General features: G+C 53.6%; 16 protein-coding genes. 4 read left to right on the top strand and 12 right to left on the bottom strand.

What is annotated here, in order from left to right; all coding sequences use genetic code 11:
• Positions 1–37 precede the first annotated feature (37 nt).
• The 6 genes from BQ5383_RS14620 to hprK form a co-directional block, all read right to left on the bottom strand.
• Positions 38–3,511 (bottom strand): DNA polymerase III subunit alpha, encoded by a 3,474-nt coding sequence (locus BQ5383_RS14620; protein WP_071433149.1) that lies wholly within the window; start codon positions 3,509–3,511, stop codon positions 38–40.
• A 36-nt stretch (positions 3,512–3,547) separates the two neighbouring features.
• Entirely contained in the window at positions 3,548–4,447 is a 900-nt protein-coding gene (whiA, locus tag BQ5383_RS14615) for a DNA-binding protein WhiA (RefSeq protein WP_071433147.1), read from the bottom strand.
• 29 nt (positions 4,448–4,476) lie between these two features.
• Positions 4,477–5,391 carry a UDP-N-acetylmuramate dehydrogenase gene (gene murB / locus BQ5383_RS14610; protein ID WP_076944490.1) on the bottom strand — a complete coding sequence of 305 codons (915 nt, stop codon included), beginning with the start codon at positions 5,389–5,391 and terminating at the stop codon, positions 4,477–4,479.
• 18 nt (positions 5,392–5,409) lie between these two features.
• Positions 5,410–6,345: a hydroxymethylglutaryl-CoA lyase gene (locus tag BQ5383_RS14605; RefSeq protein WP_071433145.1), complete on the bottom strand. Its 936-nt coding sequence runs from the start codon at positions 6,343–6,345 to the stop codon at positions 5,410–5,412.
• A gap of 60 nt (positions 6,346–6,405) precedes the next feature.
• Positions 6,406–7,134, bottom strand: coding sequence for a phosphatase (locus tag BQ5383_RS14600; protein ID WP_071433144.1), 729 nt, complete (start codon positions 7,132–7,134; stop codon positions 6,406–6,408).
• A 146-nt stretch (positions 7,135–7,280) separates the two neighbouring features.
• A complete protein-coding gene (gene hprK, locus BQ5383_RS14595; RefSeq protein ID WP_420835668.1) occupies positions 7,281–8,252 on the bottom strand; it encodes an HPr(Ser) kinase/phosphatase in 972 nt (323 codons plus the stop codon).
• A gap of 454 nt (positions 8,253–8,706) precedes the next feature.
• Between hprK and BQ5383_RS14590 the strand changes: the two genes are divergently transcribed.
• Positions 8,707–9,927: a glycosyltransferase gene (locus BQ5383_RS14590; RefSeq protein WP_071433140.1), complete on the top strand. Its 1,221-nt coding sequence runs from the start codon at positions 8,707–8,709 to the stop codon at positions 9,925–9,927.
• 209 nt (positions 9,928–10,136) lie between these two features.
• Complete coding sequence (locus BQ5383_RS14585) at positions 10,137–11,531, top strand: NAD(P)/FAD-dependent oxidoreductase (RefSeq protein WP_071433138.1); 1,395 nt, start codon at positions 10,137–10,139, stop codon at positions 11,529–11,531.
• 134 nt (positions 11,532–11,665) lie between these two features.
• On the opposite strand, the gene BQ5383_RS14580 is transcribed toward BQ5383_RS14585, so the two are convergent.
• The 3 genes from BQ5383_RS14580 to BQ5383_RS14570 are packed head-to-tail and all read right to left on the bottom strand — an operon-like array spanning position 11,666 to position 13,203.
• Positions 11,666–12,136, bottom strand: a complete 471-nt coding sequence (locus tag BQ5383_RS14580) for an S-ribosylhomocysteine lyase (protein ID WP_071433136.1) — start codon at positions 12,134–12,136, stop codon at positions 11,666–11,668.
• 26 nt (positions 12,137–12,162) lie between these two features.
• Positions 12,163–12,612: a hypothetical protein gene (locus BQ5383_RS14575; RefSeq protein ID WP_071433134.1), complete on the bottom strand. Its 450-nt coding sequence runs from the start codon at positions 12,610–12,612 to the stop codon at positions 12,163–12,165.
• 15 nt (positions 12,613–12,627) lie between these two features.
• Positions 12,628–13,203 carry a DUF4364 family protein gene (locus BQ5383_RS14570; RefSeq protein ID WP_071433132.1) on the bottom strand — a complete coding sequence of 192 codons (576 nt, stop codon included), beginning with the start codon at positions 13,201–13,203 and terminating at the stop codon, positions 12,628–12,630.
• 370 nt (positions 13,204–13,573) lie between these two features.
• Here BQ5383_RS14570 and BQ5383_RS14565 point away from each other — a divergent pair, with 370 nt between their 5' ends.
• Positions 13,574–14,290 (top strand): TVP38/TMEM64 family protein, encoded by a 717-nt coding sequence (locus BQ5383_RS14565; protein WP_071433130.1) that lies wholly within the window; start codon positions 13,574–13,576, stop codon positions 14,288–14,290.
• Positions 14,291–14,647: 357 nt separating this feature from the next.
• Here BQ5383_RS14565 and pepT read toward each other — a convergent pair whose 3' ends face one another.
• The 3 genes from pepT to BQ5383_RS14545 form a co-directional block, all read right to left on the bottom strand.
• On the bottom strand, positions 14,648–15,871 hold the full coding sequence (gene pepT / locus BQ5383_RS14555; protein ID WP_071433126.1) for a peptidase T: 1,224 nt from the start codon (positions 15,869–15,871) through the stop codon (positions 14,648–14,650).
• 952 nt (positions 15,872–16,823) lie between these two features.
• Entirely contained in the window at positions 16,824–17,915 is a 1,092-nt protein-coding gene (locus BQ5383_RS14550; RefSeq protein ID WP_071433124.1) for a DUF362 domain-containing protein, read from the bottom strand.
• A 12-nt stretch (positions 17,916–17,927) separates the two neighbouring features.
• A complete protein-coding gene (locus BQ5383_RS14545) occupies positions 17,928–18,596 on the bottom strand; it encodes a rhomboid family protein (RefSeq protein WP_071433122.1) in 669 nt (222 codons plus the stop codon).
• A gap of 666 nt (positions 18,597–19,262) precedes the next feature.
• Here BQ5383_RS14545 and BQ5383_RS14540 point away from each other — a divergent pair.
• Entirely contained in the window at positions 19,263–21,875 is a 2,613-nt protein-coding gene (locus BQ5383_RS14540) for a calcium-translocating P-type ATPase, PMCA-type (protein WP_071433120.1), read from the top strand.
• Positions 21,876–22,004: the final 129 nt, after the last annotated feature.

Here is a 22,004-nt window from a genome sequence, read left to right as displayed (position 1 = left end):
GACGTATATTGAAACTTTTACCTAAGATCAAAAGCATTCACACTAAATTTTTAACATTTTCACTACCAAGCACCCGTTCCAGCTCCGCCACCACAAAGGGTTCCGCTGTTGTCCAAAGATTTTGGGGAGCCCGCAGCATCTTGCCGCTGTCTACCGCCCGAAAATATACCGGTGTGGAGCCATCAAAGATTTGCAGCAGCAGCCGCACCTTTTTCATCACAGGCGCTTCCATGGAGGGAACCCGCAAATACAATCCTTCCTTTCCGGTTTTAGTCCGGGCGGCAGGCGCACTTTCGGTTTTGGCAGCCGGAGTTTTTCCCGCCCCGCCCGAAGCCAGACGCTGTGCCACTGTCTGAATCCGCTCCAGAATCAGCTTGGGCGCTTCTTCCTCCCGCACCGATACCCGGCCTGTGGCAAATACCGCCTCCCCCACATTCATGGAGGCGGCAAACTGCTCATAAACCCGGGCAAATACCAGCACCTCAATGGAGCCGCTGCTGTCTTCTATGGTCAGAAAGGCCATATTTTCATTATTGCGGGTCAGCTTCAGCCGTTTGGCCGCCACAATGCCCAGAACATCCACCGTTTGGTTATCATATCGTTGGTTTACCTCCGGATCATGGAGGCGATTGAGGCGGACTGCACCATACTGCTCATAAAGATGAGCATACTGGTTCATGGGATGGCCGGACAGATACAGTCCCGTTACCTCCTTCTCCATCGCCAGCAATTCACTGTGATCAAATTCATCAGCAGGGGGCAGCTGGATCTCCTCCGCGGACTGGACATCGCCAAACAAGCTGGTCTGTCCCACACTCTTCCACTGATACTGCTCCGCCAGAATATCTCCCACCCTGGGATATCCCTGAAGCATCTGACGGCGGGTCGCCCCCAGCCCGTCCAGGGCACCGCTCTTAATGAGGCTCTCAATGGACCGCTTGTTCAGCTCTGAGCCGTACAGGCGCTGGTAGAAATCGGTAAAGCTGGTGAAAGCTCCCTTCTTTCTCTCCTCCAGAATCTGCCGGATGATACCGGCACCCAAATTCTTCACTGCCAGCAGACCGAAACGGATCCCTTCCTCCGTAACAGTGAAGCCCTCGCCGCTGCGGTTGATGTCCGGCGGCAGCGTGGGAATACTCAGCTTGCCGCACTCGTCAATATATTCAATGACCTTATCCGTGTTGTCCAGAATGCTGGTCAGCAGCGCTGCCATATACTCCCGTGGATAATGACACCGCAGCCAGGCGGTCTGATAAGCCACCACCGCATAGGCCGCAGCGTGGGATTTATTGAATGCGTAGGCCGCGAAACTGCTCATTTCATCGAAAATCTGATTGGCAATTTCCGGGGAAATGCCGTTTTTTCCGCATCCGGCAATAAAGTTCCCCCGCTCCTTTTCCATGACGTCGGCTTTCTTTTTGGCCATGGCGCGGCGCACCAGATCCGCCTGTCCATAACTGTAGCCTGCCAGCTCCCGGCAAATCTGCATCACCTGCTCCTGATAAACGATGCATCCGTAAGTAACATCCAGAATGGGCTTCAGCTGCGGTGTGCGATAGGTGACCTTCTCGGGATGATGCCGGTTCTCAATATATTTTGGAATAGATTCCATGGGGCCGGGACGATAAAGGGAAATCGCCGCGATGAGATCTTCCACCGATTCAGGGCGCAGCTGCATGAGCATTTTGCGCATCCCGCCGGATTCAAACTGGAATACTCCGCCGGTGTTGCCCTGAGAAAGCATCTCAAACACTGCCGGATCCTCCAGAGATATACTGTCGATATGAAAATCTGGATCGTGGGAAGTCCGGATCATTTTCTCCGCATCGGCAATGACCGTCAGGTTCCGCAGACCCAGAAAATCCATCTTCAGCAGCCCCAGCTCCTCCAGGGTAGTCATGGTAAACTGGGTGACAATGGATTCATCATTCTTTGCCAGCGGCACATAGCTTTCCACAGTATCCCGGGTGATGACCACACCGGCGGCGTGAGTGGAGGCGTGCCGGGGCATTCCTTCCACCTTCCGGGCCAGGTCGATCAGTTCCGCCACACGGGGGTCCTGTTCCATCAGGGCCTGAAGCTCCTTGCTGGCGCTGACCGCCTTATCCAGGGTGATATGCAGCTCCATGGGCACCAGCTTGGCCACCTGATCCACCTGAGGATAGCTCATCCCCAAAGCCCGGCCCACATCCCGGATCGCTCCCCGGGCGGCCATGGTACCAAAGGTGACGATCTGGGCCACATGATCCGCCCCATACTTACGCACCACATAGTCGATCACCTCAGGACGGCGGACATAGCAGAAGTCAATGTCAAAATCCGGCATACTTACCCGTTCCGGGTTGAGGAAACGCTCAAAGAGCAGCTGGAATTTCATGGGGTCGATGCCGGTAATGCCGATACAATAGGCCGCCAGACTGCCGGCGCCGGAGCCACGCCCCGGTCCCACCGGAATCCCCTTGGAACGGGCATAGTTGATGAAGTCGAAGACGATGAGATAATAATCTACATATCCCATCCGTTCCACCACACCCAGCTCATATTCCAGACGCTGGCGCACTTCCTCCGGTGGATTGGGACCATAATGCCGCTCCAGGCCCTCATAGCACAGCCGACGGAAATAATGGACATTGTCCTCCCCATTGGGCGCCTGGAAATAGGGCAGCTTGGTCTTGCCGAACTCAAACTCCACCTGGCACATATCGGCGATCTTCTGGGTGTTGGAAATAGCGGAAGGCACCGCCGAAAACAGCTGGGCCATCTCCTCACCGCTTTTGAGATAAAACTCCTGGGTGGGAAACTCCAGCGCAGAGCCTTCCCCTACCGTTTTTCCCGTCTGGATACAGATCAGAAGGTTCTGCATCCGGGCGTCGTCCCGGGTGAGGTAATGAGCGTCATTGGTTGCCACCAGACCTATGCCGGTTTCCTGAGAAAGGCGGATGAGGTCCGGCAAAATCCGCTGCTGCTCCTCAATGCCGTGGTTCTGAATCTCAATATAATAATGATCCGGTCCAAACTGCTCCAAGTACCAAAGGGCTGTCTCCTTTGCCCCCTCATAATCCCCGTTCATCAGCGCCCGGGGAATTTCTCCCGCCAGACAGGCGGACAGGCAGATGAGGCCCTCGGTGTGGCCTTCAAGCAGCTGCCGGTCGATTCGGGGTTTGGAGTAAAAGCCCTCAATAAAGCCCTGGGAAACCAGATGGGTCAGGTTGCGGTAACCGGTGTTGTTTTCGCACAGCAGCACCAGGTGGTACGGCTTACCATCCAGCCGGGCTTCCTTATCAAAACGGGAACGGGGCGCCACATAGACCTCACAGCCGATAATGGGCTTGATGCCCTGCTTTTTCGCTTCCTTATAAAAATCAATAACGCCGTACATCACCCCATGATCGGTGATGGCTACGGCATTCTGTCCCAGCTCCTTGGCCCTGGCCGCCAATCCCTTGATGCGGCAGGCTCCATCCAGCAAGCTGTATTCAGAGTGGACATGAAGATGTACAAAATCCGGCATGATGATGGGTCCCTTTCCTTGTTTCTACTGTCGGCATTATTGATCCTGTTCTTTCCCAGCCAACTGGCTGAGACGTTTGAGACGATGGTTGACCCCGGACCTGGACAGTCCCAGCGCTTCCGCCAGCTCCCGAAGAGATGCCTCCGGCATTTCCAGACGCAGCCGTGCCGTCTCCCGCAGCTCGTCCGGCAGCGCTTCCAGCCCTTGCTCCTTTGTGAGGCGGCGGATATCCGCAATCTGCGCCGAAGCCGCTCCCACCACCTTGTCAATGTTGGCACTGTCGCAGTTAAACGCCCGGTTAGCGGCATTGCGCCGCTCCTTGAGTACCTTGATACCCATCAGTTCCAGAGACATCTTGGAGCAGTGCATAAAAGTAAGCAGGTCCTCCATCTGCTCACTGTCGTGAAAATATACTACCGGCAGTCCCCGCCGTTTGGTTTGGCGGGGAATAAATCCCACCTCGCTGAGAATCCCTGTCAGTACAGGTTCCAGCTCCTCCCGGGGAAGGGCAAATTCCAGGTGGTAATCCCGGTTAAGGTCCGATAAACCGCCGCAGGCCAAAAAAGCGCCGCAAACAAAGGCCGCTGTTCCTTCATCGCCTCCCAGCAAATCGTAGGTGACCCCCTCCGGGTAAAGCATGGCAAAATAATTCAGCAGATTTCGCCGGTCCCCCACCTGATCCAGCCGCACATTATAGGCGATATGGCCAGCATTATCCGTTTCCACTGTGGTGATGGTCCCCTCCAGGGGGATCAGCTTGGGAATCATGGAGGCATACAGCCGGGCGGCTCCGCTCTCCATGGTGCTCAGCTGTACTCCTTCCTGACTGTACTGCTGCCCAAAGCAAATCAGGCCGAAAGCCAGCTGATTGCGGAAGCGGCTGCGGAGGTGGCGGTCCGAAAGAATTTCATTTTTGGCTTGGGATGTATAAGACATAGCCTCGCGCTCCTGTCATAGGTTCTGGATCAGGGTAAAAATCGCACTTCCGGCTCCAGCTGGAATCCGGTCTGCTCCTTCACTGTTTTGGTCACATGGGCCATAACGGCCTTGATCTGAGCGCAGGTAGCCCCGCCCCGGTTGATGACAAAACCGGCATGCTTCTCACTGACCCGAGCACAGCCGACAGTATATCCCTTTAATCCGCACTGGTCGATAAGGGCGGAGGCATAGGCCCCCTCAGGCCGCTTGAAGGTGCTGCCGGCGCTGCCGTATTCCAGTGGCTGCTTGGACCGGCGGCGCTCCATATAATCCTCCATCCGGGCGGAGATTTCCTCCTTTTTCCCGGGATGGAGGCGGAAAACCGCCGAGAGAATCAAGCATTGGCGGCCGGAAAACATACTGTGCCGGTAAGAAAAAGCCAGCTCTTCTCCAGACGCTTGCCGGAGGTTTCCTTCCTCGTCCAGATACCGGACGGTGGTCACTACATCTTTCAGCTCTCCCCCGTAGGCGCCGGCGTTCATATATACACCGCCCCCCACCGAACCAGGGATGCCATAAGCAAACTCCAGCCCTGACAGCCCTTCATCCCGGGCCATCCGGCACAGGTCTGTCAGCAGCGCGCCGCTTTGGGCTGTGATCTCCCCTGGTGCGGTGAGGCACAGGCGGTTATAGGATTTACCCAAATGGAGTACAGCCAGGGGCAGCGGATCATCCGACACCAAAAGGTTGGAACCTCTGCCCAGGTAAAAGACCGGCTTTTCATACTGTCGGCAGTATTTCGCGGCAGCCACTGCTTCCTCTTCACTCCGGGGCTCAATAAAAACCGGTGCTTCCCCTCCCACGCGGAAAGTGGTGTGAAGGGCCATGGGCTCATCCTCCATAAAAGGAATCTCCGCCGTTTTCAACGCCTCTGCCAAACAGGAAAAACCTTTATTCTTCAAGCCGTCTCCGCCTTTCTCTCATTCAATCTCCTGGCCGGACTTTTTCAGCTTCTCCAGCCGCTGCAGATAGCTGTCACAGTTGCGTCCGCCTACCAGTTTTTCCACCGTTTGCCCCGCCCGAAGCAGGGGCTCCATCCGGACGCCGGTTTCAATTCCCATGCCGTCCAACAAATATACCAGATCCTCGGTGGAAATGTTGCCGCTGGCATTCTTGAATACGCTGCATCCGCCGATTCCCGCCAGGGAAGCGTCCACCTTCTGAATCCCCGCCTGCAGGGCCGCCAAAGTATTGGCAAGACCCATTCCTCTGGTGTTGTGGGGATGGAATGCCCATGCCTTCACCTGCGGGAACCGCTGCTGCATCTGTTCAAAGTATTCATAAACCATGGCAGGGGTGGCCATCCCCGCCGTATCGTTGAGGGAGATTTCCTCCGCGCCGCAGTTGAGGAAGCTTTCAATAATCATGCTCAGTCGTTCCAGAGGCACCTGTCCGTCATAGGGGGAGAGGAAGGCCAGAGAGATGGACCCCAGCAGCGCCACACCGTTATCCGCCGCCAGCCTGCCGATTTCCTCAAAGCCTTTGACCCCTTCGGCGATACTCTTGCCGGTCATCAGCTGATAATGCTTTTCGCTGCCGGAAATGTTGATCTTGAACTTGCGGCAGCCGCTGTCAATGGCCTGTCGGGCACCCTCGGGGGTCTGGAGCAACGCGCGATATACCACGCCCTGACGCCGTGCCATCCGGCGGAACACCTCCGGCGTTTTGCTCATCTTCCACTGATCCTCAGACGCGCCGGGCACAAAGGAGCCTACTTCAATTTCCCGGATTCCCGCATCCGCAATCTGCTCCAGCAGCTCCAGTTTGTCCTCAGTTTCGATCTCAAAAGGCAGGCTCTGAAAGCCGTCCCTGGTAGAGACTTCACACACGGTAATGGACTTTGGATAACACAGCATCGCTCATTCCTCCTTATGTAATTTTGATCTTCCTTTTTCGGCCTTACATAGCCGGAACAATCACTCCGGCAGCTCCACACCCCGGAGTTTTTTCACTCCCTGACGGAACCGCTCATAATCTCCGTTGAGGACCAAATCTTCCGGATAACCTTCCTCCTCAACCAGGCGGATACACCAATCCACCTGCCCGATAGCGGCAGCAAAATGAGCGTCAGAGGAAAGCACCAGCGGCACCTTGTATTCCTTGCACAAGCGGACGATCTGGCGGCAGTTTTCCTCGCAGCCCTGGCGCACAATATGGGAAGAAGCATTGATTTCCACCACTTTGTTGTGATCCCGGAAGGCCCGGATCACAGTGGGGTAATCAGGTTTGAACTTTTCCTGCCCCAGATGGCCGATACAGTCCACATAGGGATTCTCCACCACCTTCAGCCAAATGTTGGTATACTCCTCCTGTGTCAGCCCTTCCGGCACAATTCCCCCATGCATGGAGGCAATGACCCAATCCAGATGTTCCAGAACACTTTCCGGAAGGTCCAGTGTTCCATCCGGCAGCACATTGGCCTCGCATCCCCTGAGCACCACAACGCCATCCAGCACCTGCGGCACAAAGCGGGGAAGATTCATATGGTACCAAATGATCGGCGCGGCATCCATAGCCGGGCCATGTTCTGTTGCCGCCAAAAAGCGATGTCCCAGGCGCTTTGCCTGGGCCACGTTTTCCAGCAGGGTGCTGAAGGCGTGCTGACAAATCAGCGTATGTGTATGGGTATCGCCGCAAATATTCATAAAATTCCGTTTCCTTTCCAAGTCGCGCCGCCGAAACAGCGCCGTTCTATCCTATGCGAGAAGTTCCCGCGGCTTTCCGCCTTGCAGCGCAAAACCGCGGGAAAAGGCATAACGGCTTCCCTCTGCGTCCGCCGTCTGTTTCTCTGTTAAAAGAAATCGAACTGATCCGCCTTCTTCTGAGGACTGCCGGCAGGGATATCGTCCCCCATTCCAAGGCGCTCCAGCAGCTCATGGGCCGCGTTATAGCCCATCTTTTTCTGACGGTTGTTCATAGCCGCCACCTCGATGATGATGGCCAGGTTCCGGCCGGGCTTGACCGGAATGGTCAGAGAAGGCACCGAAATACCCAAAATATCGGTGAACTCATTTTCCATCCCCATCCGGTCATATACTTTGGACTGATTCCAGATCTCCAGATTGATCAGCATATCAATATTTTCCGTCACCTTGACCGAACCGATACCGAAGATGCGGCGGACATTGATGATGCCGATGCCGCGAAGCTCCAGAAAATGGCGGATATTCTCCGGGGAAGAACCTACCAGGGTTTTGCTGGATACCCGGCGGATCTCCACCGCGTCGTCAGCGATGAGGCGGTGTCCACGCTTGACCAGCTCAATGGCGGTCTCGCTCTTGCCAACGCCGCTGTCACCCAGCAGCAGCACACCTTCGCCGTATACCTCCACCAAAACGCCATGGCGGGTAACTCTGGGGGCCAGCTCAATATTCAGCATGGCATTGAGGGCGGAAGCGAAGTTGGAGGTAGCCTCCGGGGTCACCAGCACCGGTACCTTATACTTTTTGGCCTTCTCCAGCATCAGCTCGGTAGGCGAAAAGTTCCGGCTGATGATGACCGCCACCGGTGTAGCCGCGAAAAACTTCTCCAGCGCCTGCTCCTGTACCTCCGGGCTCTGCTGGCTGAGGAAGGTCATTTCGCTCTTGCCCATCAGCTGAATGCGTTTATTGTCAAAATACTCAAAAAAGCCTACCAGCTGAAGACCCGGCCGGTTGATATCGGCGCTGGAAATAAGGATTTCACCGCTTTCCTCAGGCATATATACCACACCGATGTTCAGCTTGCCGATCAGCTTGCTCAGAGGGACTGTAAACTGCTGCATACTCATGGTCCTGATCCCTGCCTTTTTCTTGATAAATCCCAGTTTTTTGGAGAATAGATGCTCATACCATCGTTTTTACAGTAAGACGGGGATATTTTCCCAGGGCTTTACCCGGTAAAAGCTGCCTTTTCTTCCTGACGCCATCAGCTTTTGCCCCATTGCAAAACCCCGCCGGGAAAGTGGGACGGCATCCGCCATCATCCCCATCAATGATCTTGCAACCATTATACCGTAGTTTTACCATGGTTTCAAATCTTTTTCCCGCTTTGACCAAACAGGAGCAAAATTTTACCGTTTTCCTCAGTCTTTTTCCCCCAGCGGTTGTGAGAGGCCAAAAGCTATGGTATAATAACTGTGTCATCCCATCTATTACAGTTTGCGTTTTTATTTTCCGGAATGGCGCCGCACTCGGCGGCTGCCGTCCACACGGCGCGTTAGTTAGACGAGGTGTATCATGCGAATCGCTCTTTTTACCGAAACCTACCTGCCCCATATCAACGGCGTGGTGACCCATGTAAAAATCCTCAAGGAAGGTCTGGAACAGCTGGGCCATGAAGTGCTGGTAGTTACTGCTGACGCCAATACTTCCCACCACTATGTAGCGGATGGTGTTCTCCATTGTCCCGCCCACACCTCCCGTAAATTTTACGGCTACAGTGTGGCGCTGCCCATCAGCCGCACCCGTCTGAAAATGGTTCAGAAGTTTGACCCTGATATCATTCATATCCACAATGAATTCGGCATCGGTTTTTCCGGGGTGCTGTGTGCCAAACTGCTGGGGGTACCGCTGATTTACACCCTGCACACCATGTATGATGATTACATCTATTATGTTGCCCCAAAGGTTTTGGCCAAACCCACCACTCGTCTCTCCCACCGGTATATGCGCTTTTTCGCCAAGCAGGCGGAGGAAGTAACCGGTCCCTCTCAGAAGTGTGAGGAATATTTCCGCAAAACCGGGCTGCGCAAGGGGGTCAATGTCATCCCCAACGCCGTGGAAGTGGACCAATTTTCGGTGAAGGATATTACAGAGGAACAAAAGCTGCTCCTTCGTCAGCAGCATCACATCCGTTCCGATGCCATGGTAGCCTGCTTTGTAGGGCGGCTGGGCCGGGAAAAAAGCGTGGATGTGCTGCTTGACTATTGGGCTCAGGCTGTCCGGCCGGAGGACAACATCCATCTGCTGATTATCGGTGACGGTCCTGTTCGGGAGGAACTGGAGCAACAGGCTCAGCGCCTGGGGCTGACAGAGCTGGTCACATTCGCCGGAAAAGTTCCCCATGAGCAGCTCCCTCCCTACTATGCTCTTTGTGATGTGTACGTCACCGCATCTCTCTCCGACACCAATTCCATTTCCATGCTGGAAGGAATGTGTGCCGGCCTTCCGGTATTGCAGCGGACCGATCCTCTCAACGCCGATCAGGTACAGGATGGCCGCAACGGCTATAACTTCAACAATGCCGAAGAAATGGCCGATAAGCTGCGGCAGATCAAAACCATGGACCCGGAGATTCTGCGGCAGTTCAAGGAATCTGTCATTGCTTCCATCCGCAACAGCGGCGCGCGGGATCTGGCGCAGCACACCCTGAGCGTTTATGAAAAGGCCCTGGCGGAATATCGGGAGAAAGTTTGGGGCGTGGAGCGGCTGATGGGACGGAACATCGGACGGATGTAAAATATATTGTGCCACCTCCCCTTATTCTCCTTATTTGCCTGATCTGAAAGGATCATTAAGGATCATTGACGGCAATGACGCAGCGGGGTGGGGAGCTTCCCGGCTTCCGGGCTTCTTGCAGCAGGAAGATTGCCGGAATTGTGGCCTGTCTCATTAAAAACGAAAAATACAAGGGGGTTTTGTAATACCCCAGAGGATGTGTTGAATAGATGGAACAGCTCAAAAAGTATTATGATGTGCTCATCGTAGGCGGCGGTATCGGCGGTTTGATGGCTGCGCACCGCTTGACCGAAAAAGCGCCTCAGCTGAAGGTTTGTCTGGTGGAACAGGGAAATTCCCTGGAAAACCGGAAGTGCCCCATTGTTACCAAACAGACCGATCACTGCATCCGCTGCAAGTCCTGCGCCATTATGGAAGGACTGGGCGGCGCCGGAGCATTCTCCGACGGAAAATATGTCATCTCAACCGAATACGGCGGCTGGCTGACCAGCTTCCTGGAGCCGGAAGTGGTTTTGGATTATATCGAGCAGGCGGACAGGATCCTGGTCTCCTACGGTGCTACCACCGAGCGGTATATGCCCAACAACGACCTGAAAAAACTGTGCCTGCAATATGACCTGCATATGCTCCAGGCTCAGCTGAAGCATCTGGGTACCGATTCCAACTTTGCCACTATGGTCAAGATGGTGCAGGATCTTTCCACCCGCTGCCATATCGTTCCCCGCACACAGGTGACGGATGTAGACATCAACACCCGGGAAGTGACCATGATCTCCGGCGGTGAACTGCTCCATACCACAGCGGGACAGATCATTTTTGCTGTGGGCCGGGCCGGAAGCAATCTGTTCACCTCCTGGTGCCACCGCAACCATATCCCCATGAGCAACAATCAGGTGGATATTGGCGTTCGGGTGGAGCTGCCCGCCATGGTGTGGGAGGATTTTTCCAAAAAAATCTATGAGCCCAAGATCATTTACCGCAGCAAGGGCTACGGCGATACCACCCGGATGTTCTGCTTCAATGAGCGGGGCAGCGTGGTGACCGAAAATACCGACGGCGTTCTCACTGTCAACGGACATTCTTACCGCGATCCCGCCCGCAAAACCCAGAACTCCAACTTCGCCCTGCTCTCCACCATCCGCTTTACGCAGCCCTTCCGGGAGCCCATCGAATACGCCCGCCATGTGGCCAGCCTGGCCAACCTCATCAGCGGCGGCGGCGTCATGGTACAGCGGCTGGGAGACCTGATGAACGGGCGGCGCACCGATGAAAAGCGCCTGCGCCAGTCCAACACCCGCCCCACGCTCAACGCCGTTCCCGGCGACCTGAGCCTCTGCATTCCCAAGCGGCAGCTGGACAATATCGTGGAGACCCTTTATCAGCTGGATAAGATCGCGCCTGGTACCGCCAACTATGATACACTGCTTTACGGTATCGAATGTAAATATTATTCCGCCCGCCCCGACTGTGATGACTTTGAGCTTCGGGGGCATCCCGGCTTCTATGCCATTGGGGACGGAGCCGGATTCACCCGTTCCCTCTCCCAGGCATCCGCCAACGGCCTGTATGTCGCGGACCGCATCTGCCAAAAGCAAAACGGATAAAATTTTCGGGACAGGCCCGTCTGAGTGTCAGGGTCTGTCCCTTTTTTACCTTTTTGAAGAAGAGCCTGGCGGCAAAAGTTTAAAAAAAGACCTTCGGCCCTGCATAACCAAGCCGAAAGTCCTTTTCAAACATTTTATTTTTTGACAGGATAAATCATATCCTCCACCCGCCAGTTTTTGAGCACCTGCTTCATATTCTCAGCGATCTTGCGGGCCCCGGGCAGATCATGCTCCAGATAATTGCCGCATTCGGCGGAACACTGTGCCCCTGGAATCGCTCCCTCATAACCGGCAATGAAATCCATGGTTTCCCGCACCAGATCCAGCGCCCGCTGACGGCTGATGCTGTCCCGGGTGAGAAAATAAAAACCGGTACGGCAGCCCATAGGTCCCACATAAACAATGGCGTCTGTTTCAGGGGAATTGCGGACATAGGTGGCAAACAGATGCTCCACCGTATGCATTGCCCCATTCTCCAGGTAAACACCGCAATTGGGGCGCACCATGCGGATGTCATAGGTAATGACATCTCCATCCACCCGGGAGACATACATCCCCGGCATGAGGATATCGTGATCAATACAGAAGCTTGCGATTTGTTTCATTCCAAAATCTCCTTTTGATGAAAGATTCAGTCTTTTGTTGTCGTTTTATCTGTGGGAAACTTTTCAGGGGCGTTTGTGTGATCGGCCGCTCTGGCGAATGGCGTCAAACCCTTGCGGCCGGCGCTGTCCCGGATGGGAATGGTACAGGAACCCAGGAAAAAGATGGGATCAAACAACGTCCCTGTCACTACCAGCTCCCAATTGCTCAGACTACCTACCTGGGCAAACAGAACCACAAGCATATTGATTGCCGCTGTCACAGCACAGGTGAGGAACGCCAGCCGCAGTGTCGCCCCTCCCACCTTCCGGTTATAGCAGAACCAGGCAATGGCCAGGCAAAACAGGGAACACAGCGCTGATAATATCACTGTTGCTGTGGGCAAGCGCATGGTTCCATAATAATAAGACAAAACGATGATAGCAAGCTTTGCCTGGGAGTAAACAGTGAGCATCAGAATCATAATGGTTTTGGTCATAGCAAAAGGTCCTCTTTATTCTTTGTCTTTGGTTTCTCCATTTTCCAGCTTATCCCCGGTCAAAAGGGTGAATACCCCCCGATAGACAGCGGCCGGGTCTTCCAAAAAGCGGCGGCGAATGGCTTCACATTCCTCCCGTCCCGGCATAAACATCCGCAGCGAAAGCAGATCTGTACCGATATCGGTGATGGTCATGGTGATTTGATAACCATCGGAGGTTTTCTCGATCTGAACCTGATTTTCCCGCTGCCGGCGCAGCTGCTGGATCACCTGGGTCAGGGCTCGTGTAGCCCGCTCCTTGACGGAAACCGGCAGCTGGCCTTCAAAAGCGGCGGCTGTCTGTTCGCCCAGAGGCGAAAGGACATAGCCGCTCCCCTCCTGGCGGAGATGATCGGAACGAAGCAGGTATTCCCAAGCGCTCATCAGCTCAAAATAATTGACCAAAGCCTCCTGTTGAAGGGCCAGGTTCAATTCATCCACCGTTACAGGCTGCCCTGCTTTTCCAATGATATAGCAAAGCAGAATAATGATCTCATGGCTGGTGGTAACGCTTCCGGGACGGACCCCTTCCGTAAAAGCCCGATATTCCATCCTCCCGAACCCTCCTGTCATAACTGCGGCATCGGCCGTTTGGGGGTATCACTTCATAAAAGAACCGGGAAATTATCCCGTAAACGTCTGCGAGCATCTGTCAACCTGAAATCCCACAGCAAAATTCTCTGATCCACCCTGGCGGACGCCTTACTGAATCCCATTTTACACGAAATTCGGGGAAAAATACAGCCCTTTCTCATAAAAATCCCTTCTCCGCCATTTTGCTGACTGAGATGGTTCTTCTCTCCTGCCTGACGGACCCGATTTGACAAAAAACCTCCCCTTGCAGGTCCTCTTTATCGGACTTATGGAAGTCTGTTCAAACTCTCAGCCCAATGGCACGCCGTTATCAAAAGGATCTGATCACATGAAATGGAAACACAAAAAAATTTATCTGCCGCTGCTGGTCTTGGCGACAGTGGTAATGACCATCGGCGCCATCCCGCTGACCCGCCTCCTGCTCCAGCCGGAATTTCGCCTGCGCTTGGCCGACTGGGTGGAGCGGGCAGGTCCATGGGGCGTTGTGGGGCTTTTCTGCCTTCAGGTACTCCAGGTGATCGTGGCCTTTCTTCCTGGGGAACCCATGGAACTGGCGGCAGGTGCTCTCTACGGCACCGCAGGTGGTCTGCTGCTGTGTCTGGCGGGAGTGGTAACCGGTACTACCGCCATCTTTCTCACTGTGCGGCGCCACGGCAGGGAGCGGGTACTGCGCAGCAGCATCGGACCCAAATTGGCTAAATACGACTTTCTCCACAATGAGCAGAAATTGCGGACCCTGATTTTTCTGTTATACTTCATCCCCGGCACCCCTAAGGATGCTCTGGTTTACGTCTGTGCCCTGACCCGCATTTCTTTATGGGAATTTCTGCTGCTCTCCACACTGGCGCGGATTCCTTCTGTGGTCAGCTCTACCCTGGCCGGCGCTTCTCTTGCTTCCGGCAATATTCCGTTAATGATCGGCGTTTTCATCGTTACAGGCGTGATTGGTCTGGCTGGAATCGCCCTTCACAATCGCCTGGTGGAGCAAAAGGGACGACAAAATCAGCCTCCTCAATCCGCTGATCAGAATCATCCCGCTTCCTGAAGTCCATCTCCCCTGTTGGATTGGCGAGTCCTCCCGTCATCAGCCCTTGTATCATCTGTTCCGCCCGCATCGGCAGTCTTACCAGTTCTTGGGGCGGTTCATTTTCAGCAGCGTCATCTACAAGCCTGTGATTTCGGTTTTATAAATCGTTTTCATATCCCCAAAGCACTCCATTTTCCTTTTTCCTGTATCCCCGTTTCATCCCCTCGCTGTTCCCAGCCTGGTATAGCTGAAGCTTTTTTGTCCAATGACTGTACCGCAAATTTCTTTCTGAAAAACAGCGGGTATCCTCTCCCTGTGAGGATACCCGCTGTTTTTCTGTTTCCCTTTTATAGCCGCTGCATTTTTTGCCTGTCATCAGCAGGCATACCGTTTCACCAGTTCCACCAGAAGCTCTACTACCTTCTCCATGGACTGAATGGAAATATACTCATACCGCCCATGGAAGTTTTCTCCGCCGGTGCACAGATTGGGACAGGGCAGCCCCATATAGGACAACCGGCAGCCGTCCGTGCCTCCCCGGATGGGGGAAACAATGGGTGTCACGCCTACTGCCTCCATGGCGGCTTTCGCGTTATCAATCAGATGGAAGTGAGGCAAAACTTTCTCTTTCATATTATAGTAGCTGTCCCGAAGTTCCAGCTCCACCGTACCAGGACCATATTTTTGGTTGAGATAATCGCAGATGGCGGTCATCCGCTCCTTCTTCTGCTGGAATTTCTCCTGGTCATGATCCCGGATAATATACTCCATCCGTGCCAGCTCGACATCTCCCGACATCCCGTCCAGATGGAAGAATCCCTCGTAGCCGGAGGTGCAGATGGGATTTTCAAACACCGGCAGCATCTGATGAAATTCCATGGCGATGAGAAGGGCGTTTTTCATTTTGCCCTTGGCGGAACCGGTATGGACGCTTTTGCCGTGCACCCGGATCTTAGCGCCGGCGGCATTGAAGTTTTCATACTCCAGTTCGCCCAAGCGGCCTCCATCCACTGTATAAGCATAATCCGCCCCAAAACCAGCTATATCAAAGTTATTCACGCCACAGCCCACTTCCTCATCAGGAGTAAAGGCAATGCGGATCTCTCCATGAGGGATCTCCGGGTGGGTCAGCAGCGTTTCCGCCATGGTCATGATCTCCGCCACGCCGGCCTTGTCATCAGCCCCCAACAGAGTGGTACCGTCAGTTACAATCAGGTCCTGCCCCACATACTGTTCCAGGCTGTCAAAATCTTTGGGAGAAAGAAAAATCTGTCTCTCTTCATTGAGCAGGATGTCTCCGCCGTCATAATTCCGGACGATCCGCGGGGTCACATGTGCGCCGCTGACCCCGGGAACTGTATCCATATGGGCGATAAAGCCCAGTACTGCACGTCCCTGTGTATTGGCGGGAATGGACGCATAAACATAACAATGTTTGTCCACCCGGACATCTTTGGCGCCCATCTGCCGCAGTTCCTCCGCAAGCTGATTTGCCAGGTCAAATTGCTTTTCACTGCTGGGATTTGTTTCCATATCCGATACCGATTGGGTATCCACTGCTGCATACCGGAGGAATTTTTCCACTACATTATTGATCATGATATTCATCCTTTCTTTTTTCTGGTTTTGACTGCTTTATGAGGTAAGGTTCAGTCTCCTGACTATCATTTTCAGAGAAATACTGCCTGTCTGGTCACCAGCACCACATCCAATCTACTGGACTATCGACAGTATAATGGCCCGCCGTTATAACAGCTGCCCCAGTATCCAGATATTTTTCATTTCTGCCATTGTGCTGGTCTGGAGACAGAGAATATCCTATGGGCGAGCCCGATGAAGGCTTCTCGGGCACTGAAAAGCACCTGCACATAACCCGTAAAAAACACCTGTACAGCCATTGTCAGCGTCAGCAACACCCTGCGGCTGTATAGCCCAACTTTTTCGCCAAAGGGTTTTCAGTACGTTTCCGGAAGCGACGAAACAACAAAAATATATTCGTATCTTCCGCTTTTCCCCACTCCTAAGGCTGCAAACTTTTTGAGAGGTATTTCCTCTCTTTATTTCCGAAAAAATTTGCTTCCATGGATGGTCTGAAAAAATCGTCTGCTGTGACCTATTGGCAAATGAAAACAGATGAAAGTTTCCCGCAAAGATGTACAGGATCGCCTTTCATCCGCTGTTGGTGCCGCTTGGAAAATGCCTGAACTTAGCTTATATTATATCAGATCTACCGATTAAAAGATAGCTGTCATCATCCATATTCCATCTTTTTGTCACATTCTTCTGCCTTTTATGAAACACCAAATTTCTCTGTCTCAAAAGTGTCCACGCTTTTTATCTAAGGAACCTGCTGTAAAACAGCACAGCAAATTTCCTTCTCTATGATGCAATCACGACCAATATCACCTTCCTTTTTTCCGCATAAACAAAAAGCCGGACATTTTGCCTCATTAAAAGCAAAACATCCGGTTTTCAGCACCATGATCTGATGTTTTATCCGTTTACCAAAATAGTTTGCGGGAAAATCCCCCGTCTTAACAATGGACCAGGGCTATTCCAGCTCCTCCTCCAAAGCCTCCACAATATCTGACGCCTTGGGAGGACAACCTGCTACACAGCGGGTAAAATTTCCGCAGCAGCTGCCAATGCCTACCTGATCCAATGCTTTTCCCCGGTAGTCCTGCCCAATATACAGCTGCTCCCCCAAGCGTCCCAGCAGTTCCTTATCCTCCAGACGGGCCAGCGCATGAATCAGCGCCGCATAACAAGCGGAACAGGCGGAAGATGCATGGACAAGACGCTCCAAACGGCGAACCCGACGGCTGGAAACAGCGGCACTTCCCTGTTCACTGTGGTTAAGCTCCATCAGCGACATTTGCTCAAGATCGCAGCAGCCGCATCCCAACTCCGCCGCCATGGATATGTAAGGAATCTCCTGGGGCTGATAGCCCAGCAGACTGGCGCCGTAAGCATCCAGCAAAACCGGATCCCAACCGCAGTACATCCGGTTTGCGGCCACCGGCGTTCCTCCCTCCTCAAAATCCAAATCTCCGCACAGGCCGTCCACCACCGTCAGATGGCAGGGAAGAGCCTTATTGAGAGCGGCAATGGGCCGGTGAAGTCCCAGGGAATGAAACTCCCGTTTGGAACGGTCGGAAATGCAGCCCTTCATATTCTTAAGGGCACAGGTTATCTTCGTTTGGCAATGCCCCTTGAGAACGGGAAAATTGATCAGATAATCCGCCTCCAGAGCTGTTCTGGAAATTTGTATCGAAATGCCGTTTACCGTTTTTGTTTCATAGGCATCCTTTTTTACATCCACCAGCGGCACCCCATAAAATTGTGCCACTGTTTCATAACCGCACACCCGGAACGCTTCCCTGGTTTGATCTCCGATCCAGGAGCTCTCCAGAATCACCATGCGGTCGACGCCCTTTTCCCTCAGATAACGGATGGTTTCCCCCACAATGCCGGGATGTGTTGTGGCACCGGATTCAGCCGGCTTGGAAACCGCCAAATTGGGCTTGAGAACCACCAGTCCTCCAGGCGGAATTTCCTGCTCCGGTCGGACAGCCTCCAACAGCGCCCGGGTCATCACCCCGGGATCGCTGCCGTACACCTCATAAATTTTGCTGCGGTCCATTCCGCGACCTCCTTACCAGGGATTTCCTCCCCGTCCCCGCATATTCTTCCGGAAGTTTCTTCTGGTATCACGATACCGGAAATAGTTGCGGATGGAATCAATAAAGTCCTTTCCAAAAAACAGCAGGAAGTTGGCTACGGCAAAAAGGATGGTGATGCGGTTGGACCATCCGCCGAACAAAAATCCCAGGGCGAACAGGACCCAGTCTACATAAGCCAAATATTTTGCTTTTACAGGCAGGACGAAAAAGATCAAAAACTCCGAATCCGGAAACAGCTGCGCAAAAGCCAGGAAAAGGGACAAATTAAGCCACTGATTGCTGCCATATCCTGTAATAAGCGCGGCGGCTATGGCAAAAAGCATTCCAAAAAGGTAATAGATGTTAAACCGGAAGGAACCCCAGGCCCCCTCCAGAGAATTGCCGATGAAGTAATAGAAATAAAGGCTGAACAGCAGCCAGAATGGACTGTTGTTGGGCGGAATAAAAATAAATGTGATCAGACGCCATACCCCTCCATGAAGCAGGGCGTTCCGGCTCAGATCCAGCCAGGATATTACAGGGATATAAAGCATGTATTGAAGGAAATATACCGCCAGCATTGTGCTGCATACATACATCATCAGATTATGGATGGCATAGCGGCCAAACCGCAGCTGCCATCGGTTCAGCAGTCTGTTCATGAGCATCGCTCCTTTTTTCTTTTTCACCATGCTTTTATAGCACAGTGGTACGTCATGGGACAAAAAGTCTGATCCTTCCGCCCACTTTTCTCGTTTTCAGTATACCATCAACCCCTGAGATTGGAAAGGCTGTCCACAATAAATTTCCATCCTGCTCATGTTTTTGTCACAATAGCGGGACGTTTTCTTTTTCCGCTAATCCGCTGGCTGGCGTCAGGAATGCGGAGCCGTCCCCCTCAAAATCCCTCTGATCTTCGTAAAAACAAAAGCTTTTACACACTCCGTCTTGTTTCCTCCTGATTTTTCCGGCAATCCGATGATACCAGATGGAATCATCTTTTTTTGTCTTTTTAAGGGATGAGCGGGTTGTTTTTCTCTTTTTAGTGATTGGCGGAAGACAGGCTTTCTTACTGAAAGCGCCCTGCCGGTCTGCAAATGTATAACTGAGCAAACAGGAGAAAACAAAAGCAATACAAAGCTATTTTCTCAAAACCGCCTTGACCCATTGTTGTGAAGCTTTGGGGAGCGTGATATGGTTTCATCAAACAAAGCGCCGGAAAACTTTCCCTTCCCCCGCAAAGATCAAAGAATCACCTGCTGCCGCTCCGGCAACAATAAAGCGGAAAGGACCCGGCAAACTACCGTTGACCGAAAGGAGAGCATTGCTTGAAAACACACAACGAACCTTTGGAACAGCTTTTAAATGAGCTTTCCACAGACTCCCAAAAGGGCCTGCGTCTCCAGCAGATTTCATCCCTGCAGAACCAGTATGGATTAAACCGCTTGCAGGAAAAGAAGAAAAAGACCACCTTTCAGCGCTTTCTGGACCAGTTCAAGGATGTGATGATCCTGATCCTGCTGGGAGCCGCCGTGATTTCCTTTATCACCGCCTTCACCAGCGGAGAATCATCCGAATTTTTTGAACCGGTGCTGATTCTGCTCATCGTGGTCCTCAACGCCATTATGGGCGTTTTTCAGGAAAGCAAAGCAGAGAAAGCGCTGGAAGCCCTCCAGGGGCTATCCGCTCCCCACGCCCGTGTGATCCGGGACGGCGAAGAAAAAATCATAGACGCCGACCAGCTGGTGCCCGGGGACCTGATCCTGCTGGAAGCCGGAGATTTTGTGCCTGCCGACGCCCGGCTGCTGCACAGCTCCTCGCTGAAGGTGGAGGAATCCGCCCTTACTGGTGAATCGGTACCGGCGGAAAAAGACGCCGGCGCACAGGTGCCTGAGGAAGCGCCTATCGGCGACCGGCTGAATATGGTCTACTCCGGCTGCAGCGTCACCTATGGCCGTGCCGCTGCCGTGGTCACCGCCACCGGTATGAACACGGAAATGGGCAAAATCGCCGGACTGCTCAACAATGAGGCCGACACCCAAACTCCTCTCCAGCAGAAACTGGCTCAGCTGGGAAAGTATCTGGGAATTGTGGCACTGGCCGCCTGCGGCGTTATCTTTGTTGTAGGGGTACTGGATGATATCCCGGTAATGGAAATCTTTATGACCTCCGTTTCCTTGGCGGTGTCCGCCATTCCTGAGGGGCTTCCCGCCATCGTCACCATTGTACTGTCTATCGGCGTTCAGCGGATGGTCAAGCGCAATGCCATCATCCGCCGCCTGCCCGCTGTGGAAACTTTGGGCAGCGCCTCCATCATCTGCTCCGATAAAACCGGTACCCTGACCCAAAACCGCATGACACTGGTCAAGGTGTATGCAGACGGTTCCGACGGCCCGGTGGATGCCGGGGACGAAAGTGACCGTGTACGGCGTCTTCTCCGCCTTGGAACCCTGTGCTGCGATGGTTCCGTCACCTTCCAGGATGGCAAGGAACAGCACATCGGCGACCCCACCGAAACCGCCATTGTACTGGCGGCTTATAAGGCGGGGATGCCCAAGGAGGAGCTGAACCGCCAGTCCCCCCGTCTGGGCGAGCTGCCCTTTGATTCCGACCGGAAGCGGATGACCACCATCAATGAGGTGGACGGCAAACTCATTGCCATCGTCAAGGGCGCTTTTGACAGCATCGCTCCCAGATGTGTGGCGGGAGACCTGAAAAAGGCTTCGGAAACCAATGATTCCATGAGCCGCCAGGCGCTTCGGGTACTGGCCCTTGCCTATAAAGAGCTGGACCATGTCCCCTCTGATCCCACCACGGAGGAGCTGGAAAACGGTCTGACCTTCCTGGGGCTGCTGGGCATGATCGACCCGCCCCGTCCGGAAGCCAGAGATGCTGTGGCCGTCTGCCGCAAAGCGGGCATCAAGCCTGTGATGATCACCGGCGACCATGTGGTGACCGCTTCGGCCATTGCCCGGGATCTGGGGATCCTCCAGCCGGGAGATGAGGCCATTACTGGACAGGAATTGAGCGCCATGAGCGACCAACAGCTCAATGACCGGGTGCGGAACATCTCTGTTTATGCCCGGGTTTCTCCTGAGGATAAAATCCGCATCGTCAAAGCTTGGCAGCAGCAGGGTCAGGTGGTATCCATGACCGGTGACGGCGTCAACGACGCTCCCGCCCTCAAAGCGGCCGATATCGGCTGCGCCATGGGCATCACCGGTACTGATGTGGCCAAGGGCGCCGCGGATATGACCCTTACCGACGATAACTTCGCCACCATCGTAGAGGCTGTCAAGGAAGGCCGCGGCATCTACGACAACATCAAAAAAGTGGTTGGATTCCTGCTGGGCACCAATATCGGCGAGGTATTGACGGTATTCTTCGCCATGATCCTGTGGCGGCATACGCCCCTGCTTTCCATGCAGCTGCTGTGGATCAATCTGGTCACTGACAGTCTGCCTGCCGTGGCTTTGGGAATGGAGCCGGTGGAAAAGGACATTATGGAGCGTCCCCCCAAGCCTAAGGACGAAGGGCTGTTTGCCCATGGTCTGGGCATCCGCATTCTCCTTCAGGGCTGTATGTTCGCTCTCCTTACCTTGATCGCTTACCAGCTGGGGCTTCGTTCTACCGGGCTGGAGGCTGGCGGACAGACCATGGCCTTTATCGTATTGGCGGTCTCTCAGGTGGTGCAGGCCTACAATATGCGTTCCCATCACTCGCTGTTCAAAATCGGTCCCTTCACCAATAAAAACCTCAATTTGGCTGCCGCCGTTTCCCTGGGGCTGATGGCGCTGGTGGTCTTTACTCCTTTGTCTGTTTTCTTTGAGCTGGTTACCCTCTCCGGCGGCCTCTACCTGGCGGCATTGGGGCTTTCCCTGGTTCCTCTGGTGGTGATGGAGGTATCCAAAGCTTTGGGTCTGATCCATCATCATGGATGATCCAGTGAAAATGATTCTCCGCTAAGAGAGGTTCCATTTCCCATCTTTCCAAAAAAACAAAGGGACGGTCCCGGCTCGTCTGAGAAAAACCGGGACCGCCATTTGCTGATCAATTGCTTTTTAAAATGG

It is taken from the genome of Angelakisella massiliensis, assembly GCF_900104675.1.
In the GTDB taxonomy this organism is placed as follows: Bacteria; Bacillota; Clostridia; order Oscillospirales; family Ruminococcaceae; genus Angelakisella; species Angelakisella massiliensis.
This window is presented reverse-complemented; position numbering and strand designations above follow the sequence as displayed.

What these genes read in the sequence shown, in the direction of transcription:
- BQ5383_RS14585 (WP_071433138.1), top strand. Translation starts at nt 10,137, where the DNA reads ATGGAACAGCTCAAAAAGTATTATGATGTGCTCATCGTAGGCGGCGGT.
- BQ5383_RS14545 (WP_071433122.1), bottom strand. Translation starts at nt 18,596, where the DNA reads ATGAACAGACTGCTGAACCGATGGCAGCTGCGGTTTGGCCGCTATGCC.
- pepT (WP_071433126.1), bottom strand. Translation starts at nt 15,871, where the DNA reads ATGATCAATAATGTAGTGGAAAAATTCCTCCGGTATGCAGCAGTGGAT.
- whiA (WP_071433147.1), bottom strand. Translation starts at nt 4,447, where the DNA reads ATGTCTTATACATCCCAAGCCAAAAATGAAATTCTTTCGGACCGCCAC.
- BQ5383_RS14605 (WP_071433145.1), bottom strand. Translation starts at nt 6,345, where the DNA reads ATGCTGTGTTATCCAAAGTCCATTACCGTGTGTGAAGTCTCTACCAGG.
- BQ5383_RS14620 (WP_071433149.1), bottom strand. Translation starts at nt 3,511, where the DNA reads ATGCCGGATTTTGTACATCTTCATGTCCACTCTGAATACAGCTTGCTG.
- BQ5383_RS14565 (WP_071433130.1), top strand. Translation starts at nt 13,574, where the DNA reads ATGAAATGGAAACACAAAAAAATTTATCTGCCGCTGCTGGTCTTGGCG.
- BQ5383_RS14600 (WP_071433144.1), bottom strand. Translation starts at nt 7,134, where the DNA reads ATGAATATTTGCGGCGATACCCATACACATACGCTGATTTGTCAGCAC.
- BQ5383_RS14575 (WP_071433134.1), bottom strand. Translation starts at nt 12,612, where the DNA reads ATGACCAAAACCATTATGATTCTGATGCTCACTGTTTACTCCCAGGCA.
- hprK (WP_420835668.1), bottom strand. Translation starts at nt 8,252, where the DNA reads ATGCAGCAGTTTACAGTCCCTCTGAGCAAGCTGATCGGCAAGCTGAAC.
- BQ5383_RS14570 (WP_071433132.1), bottom strand. Translation starts at nt 13,203, where the DNA reads ATGGAATATCGGGCTTTTACGGAAGGGGTCCGTCCCGGAAGCGTTACC.
- BQ5383_RS14580 (WP_071433136.1), bottom strand. Translation starts at nt 12,136, where the DNA reads ATGAAACAAATCGCAAGCTTCTGTATTGATCACGATATCCTCATGCCG.
- BQ5383_RS14550 (WP_071433124.1), bottom strand. Translation starts at nt 17,915, where the DNA reads ATGGACCGCAGCAAAATTTATGAGGTGTACGGCAGCGATCCCGGGGTG.
- BQ5383_RS14590 (WP_071433140.1), top strand. Translation starts at nt 8,707, where the DNA reads ATGCGAATCGCTCTTTTTACCGAAACCTACCTGCCCCATATCAACGGC.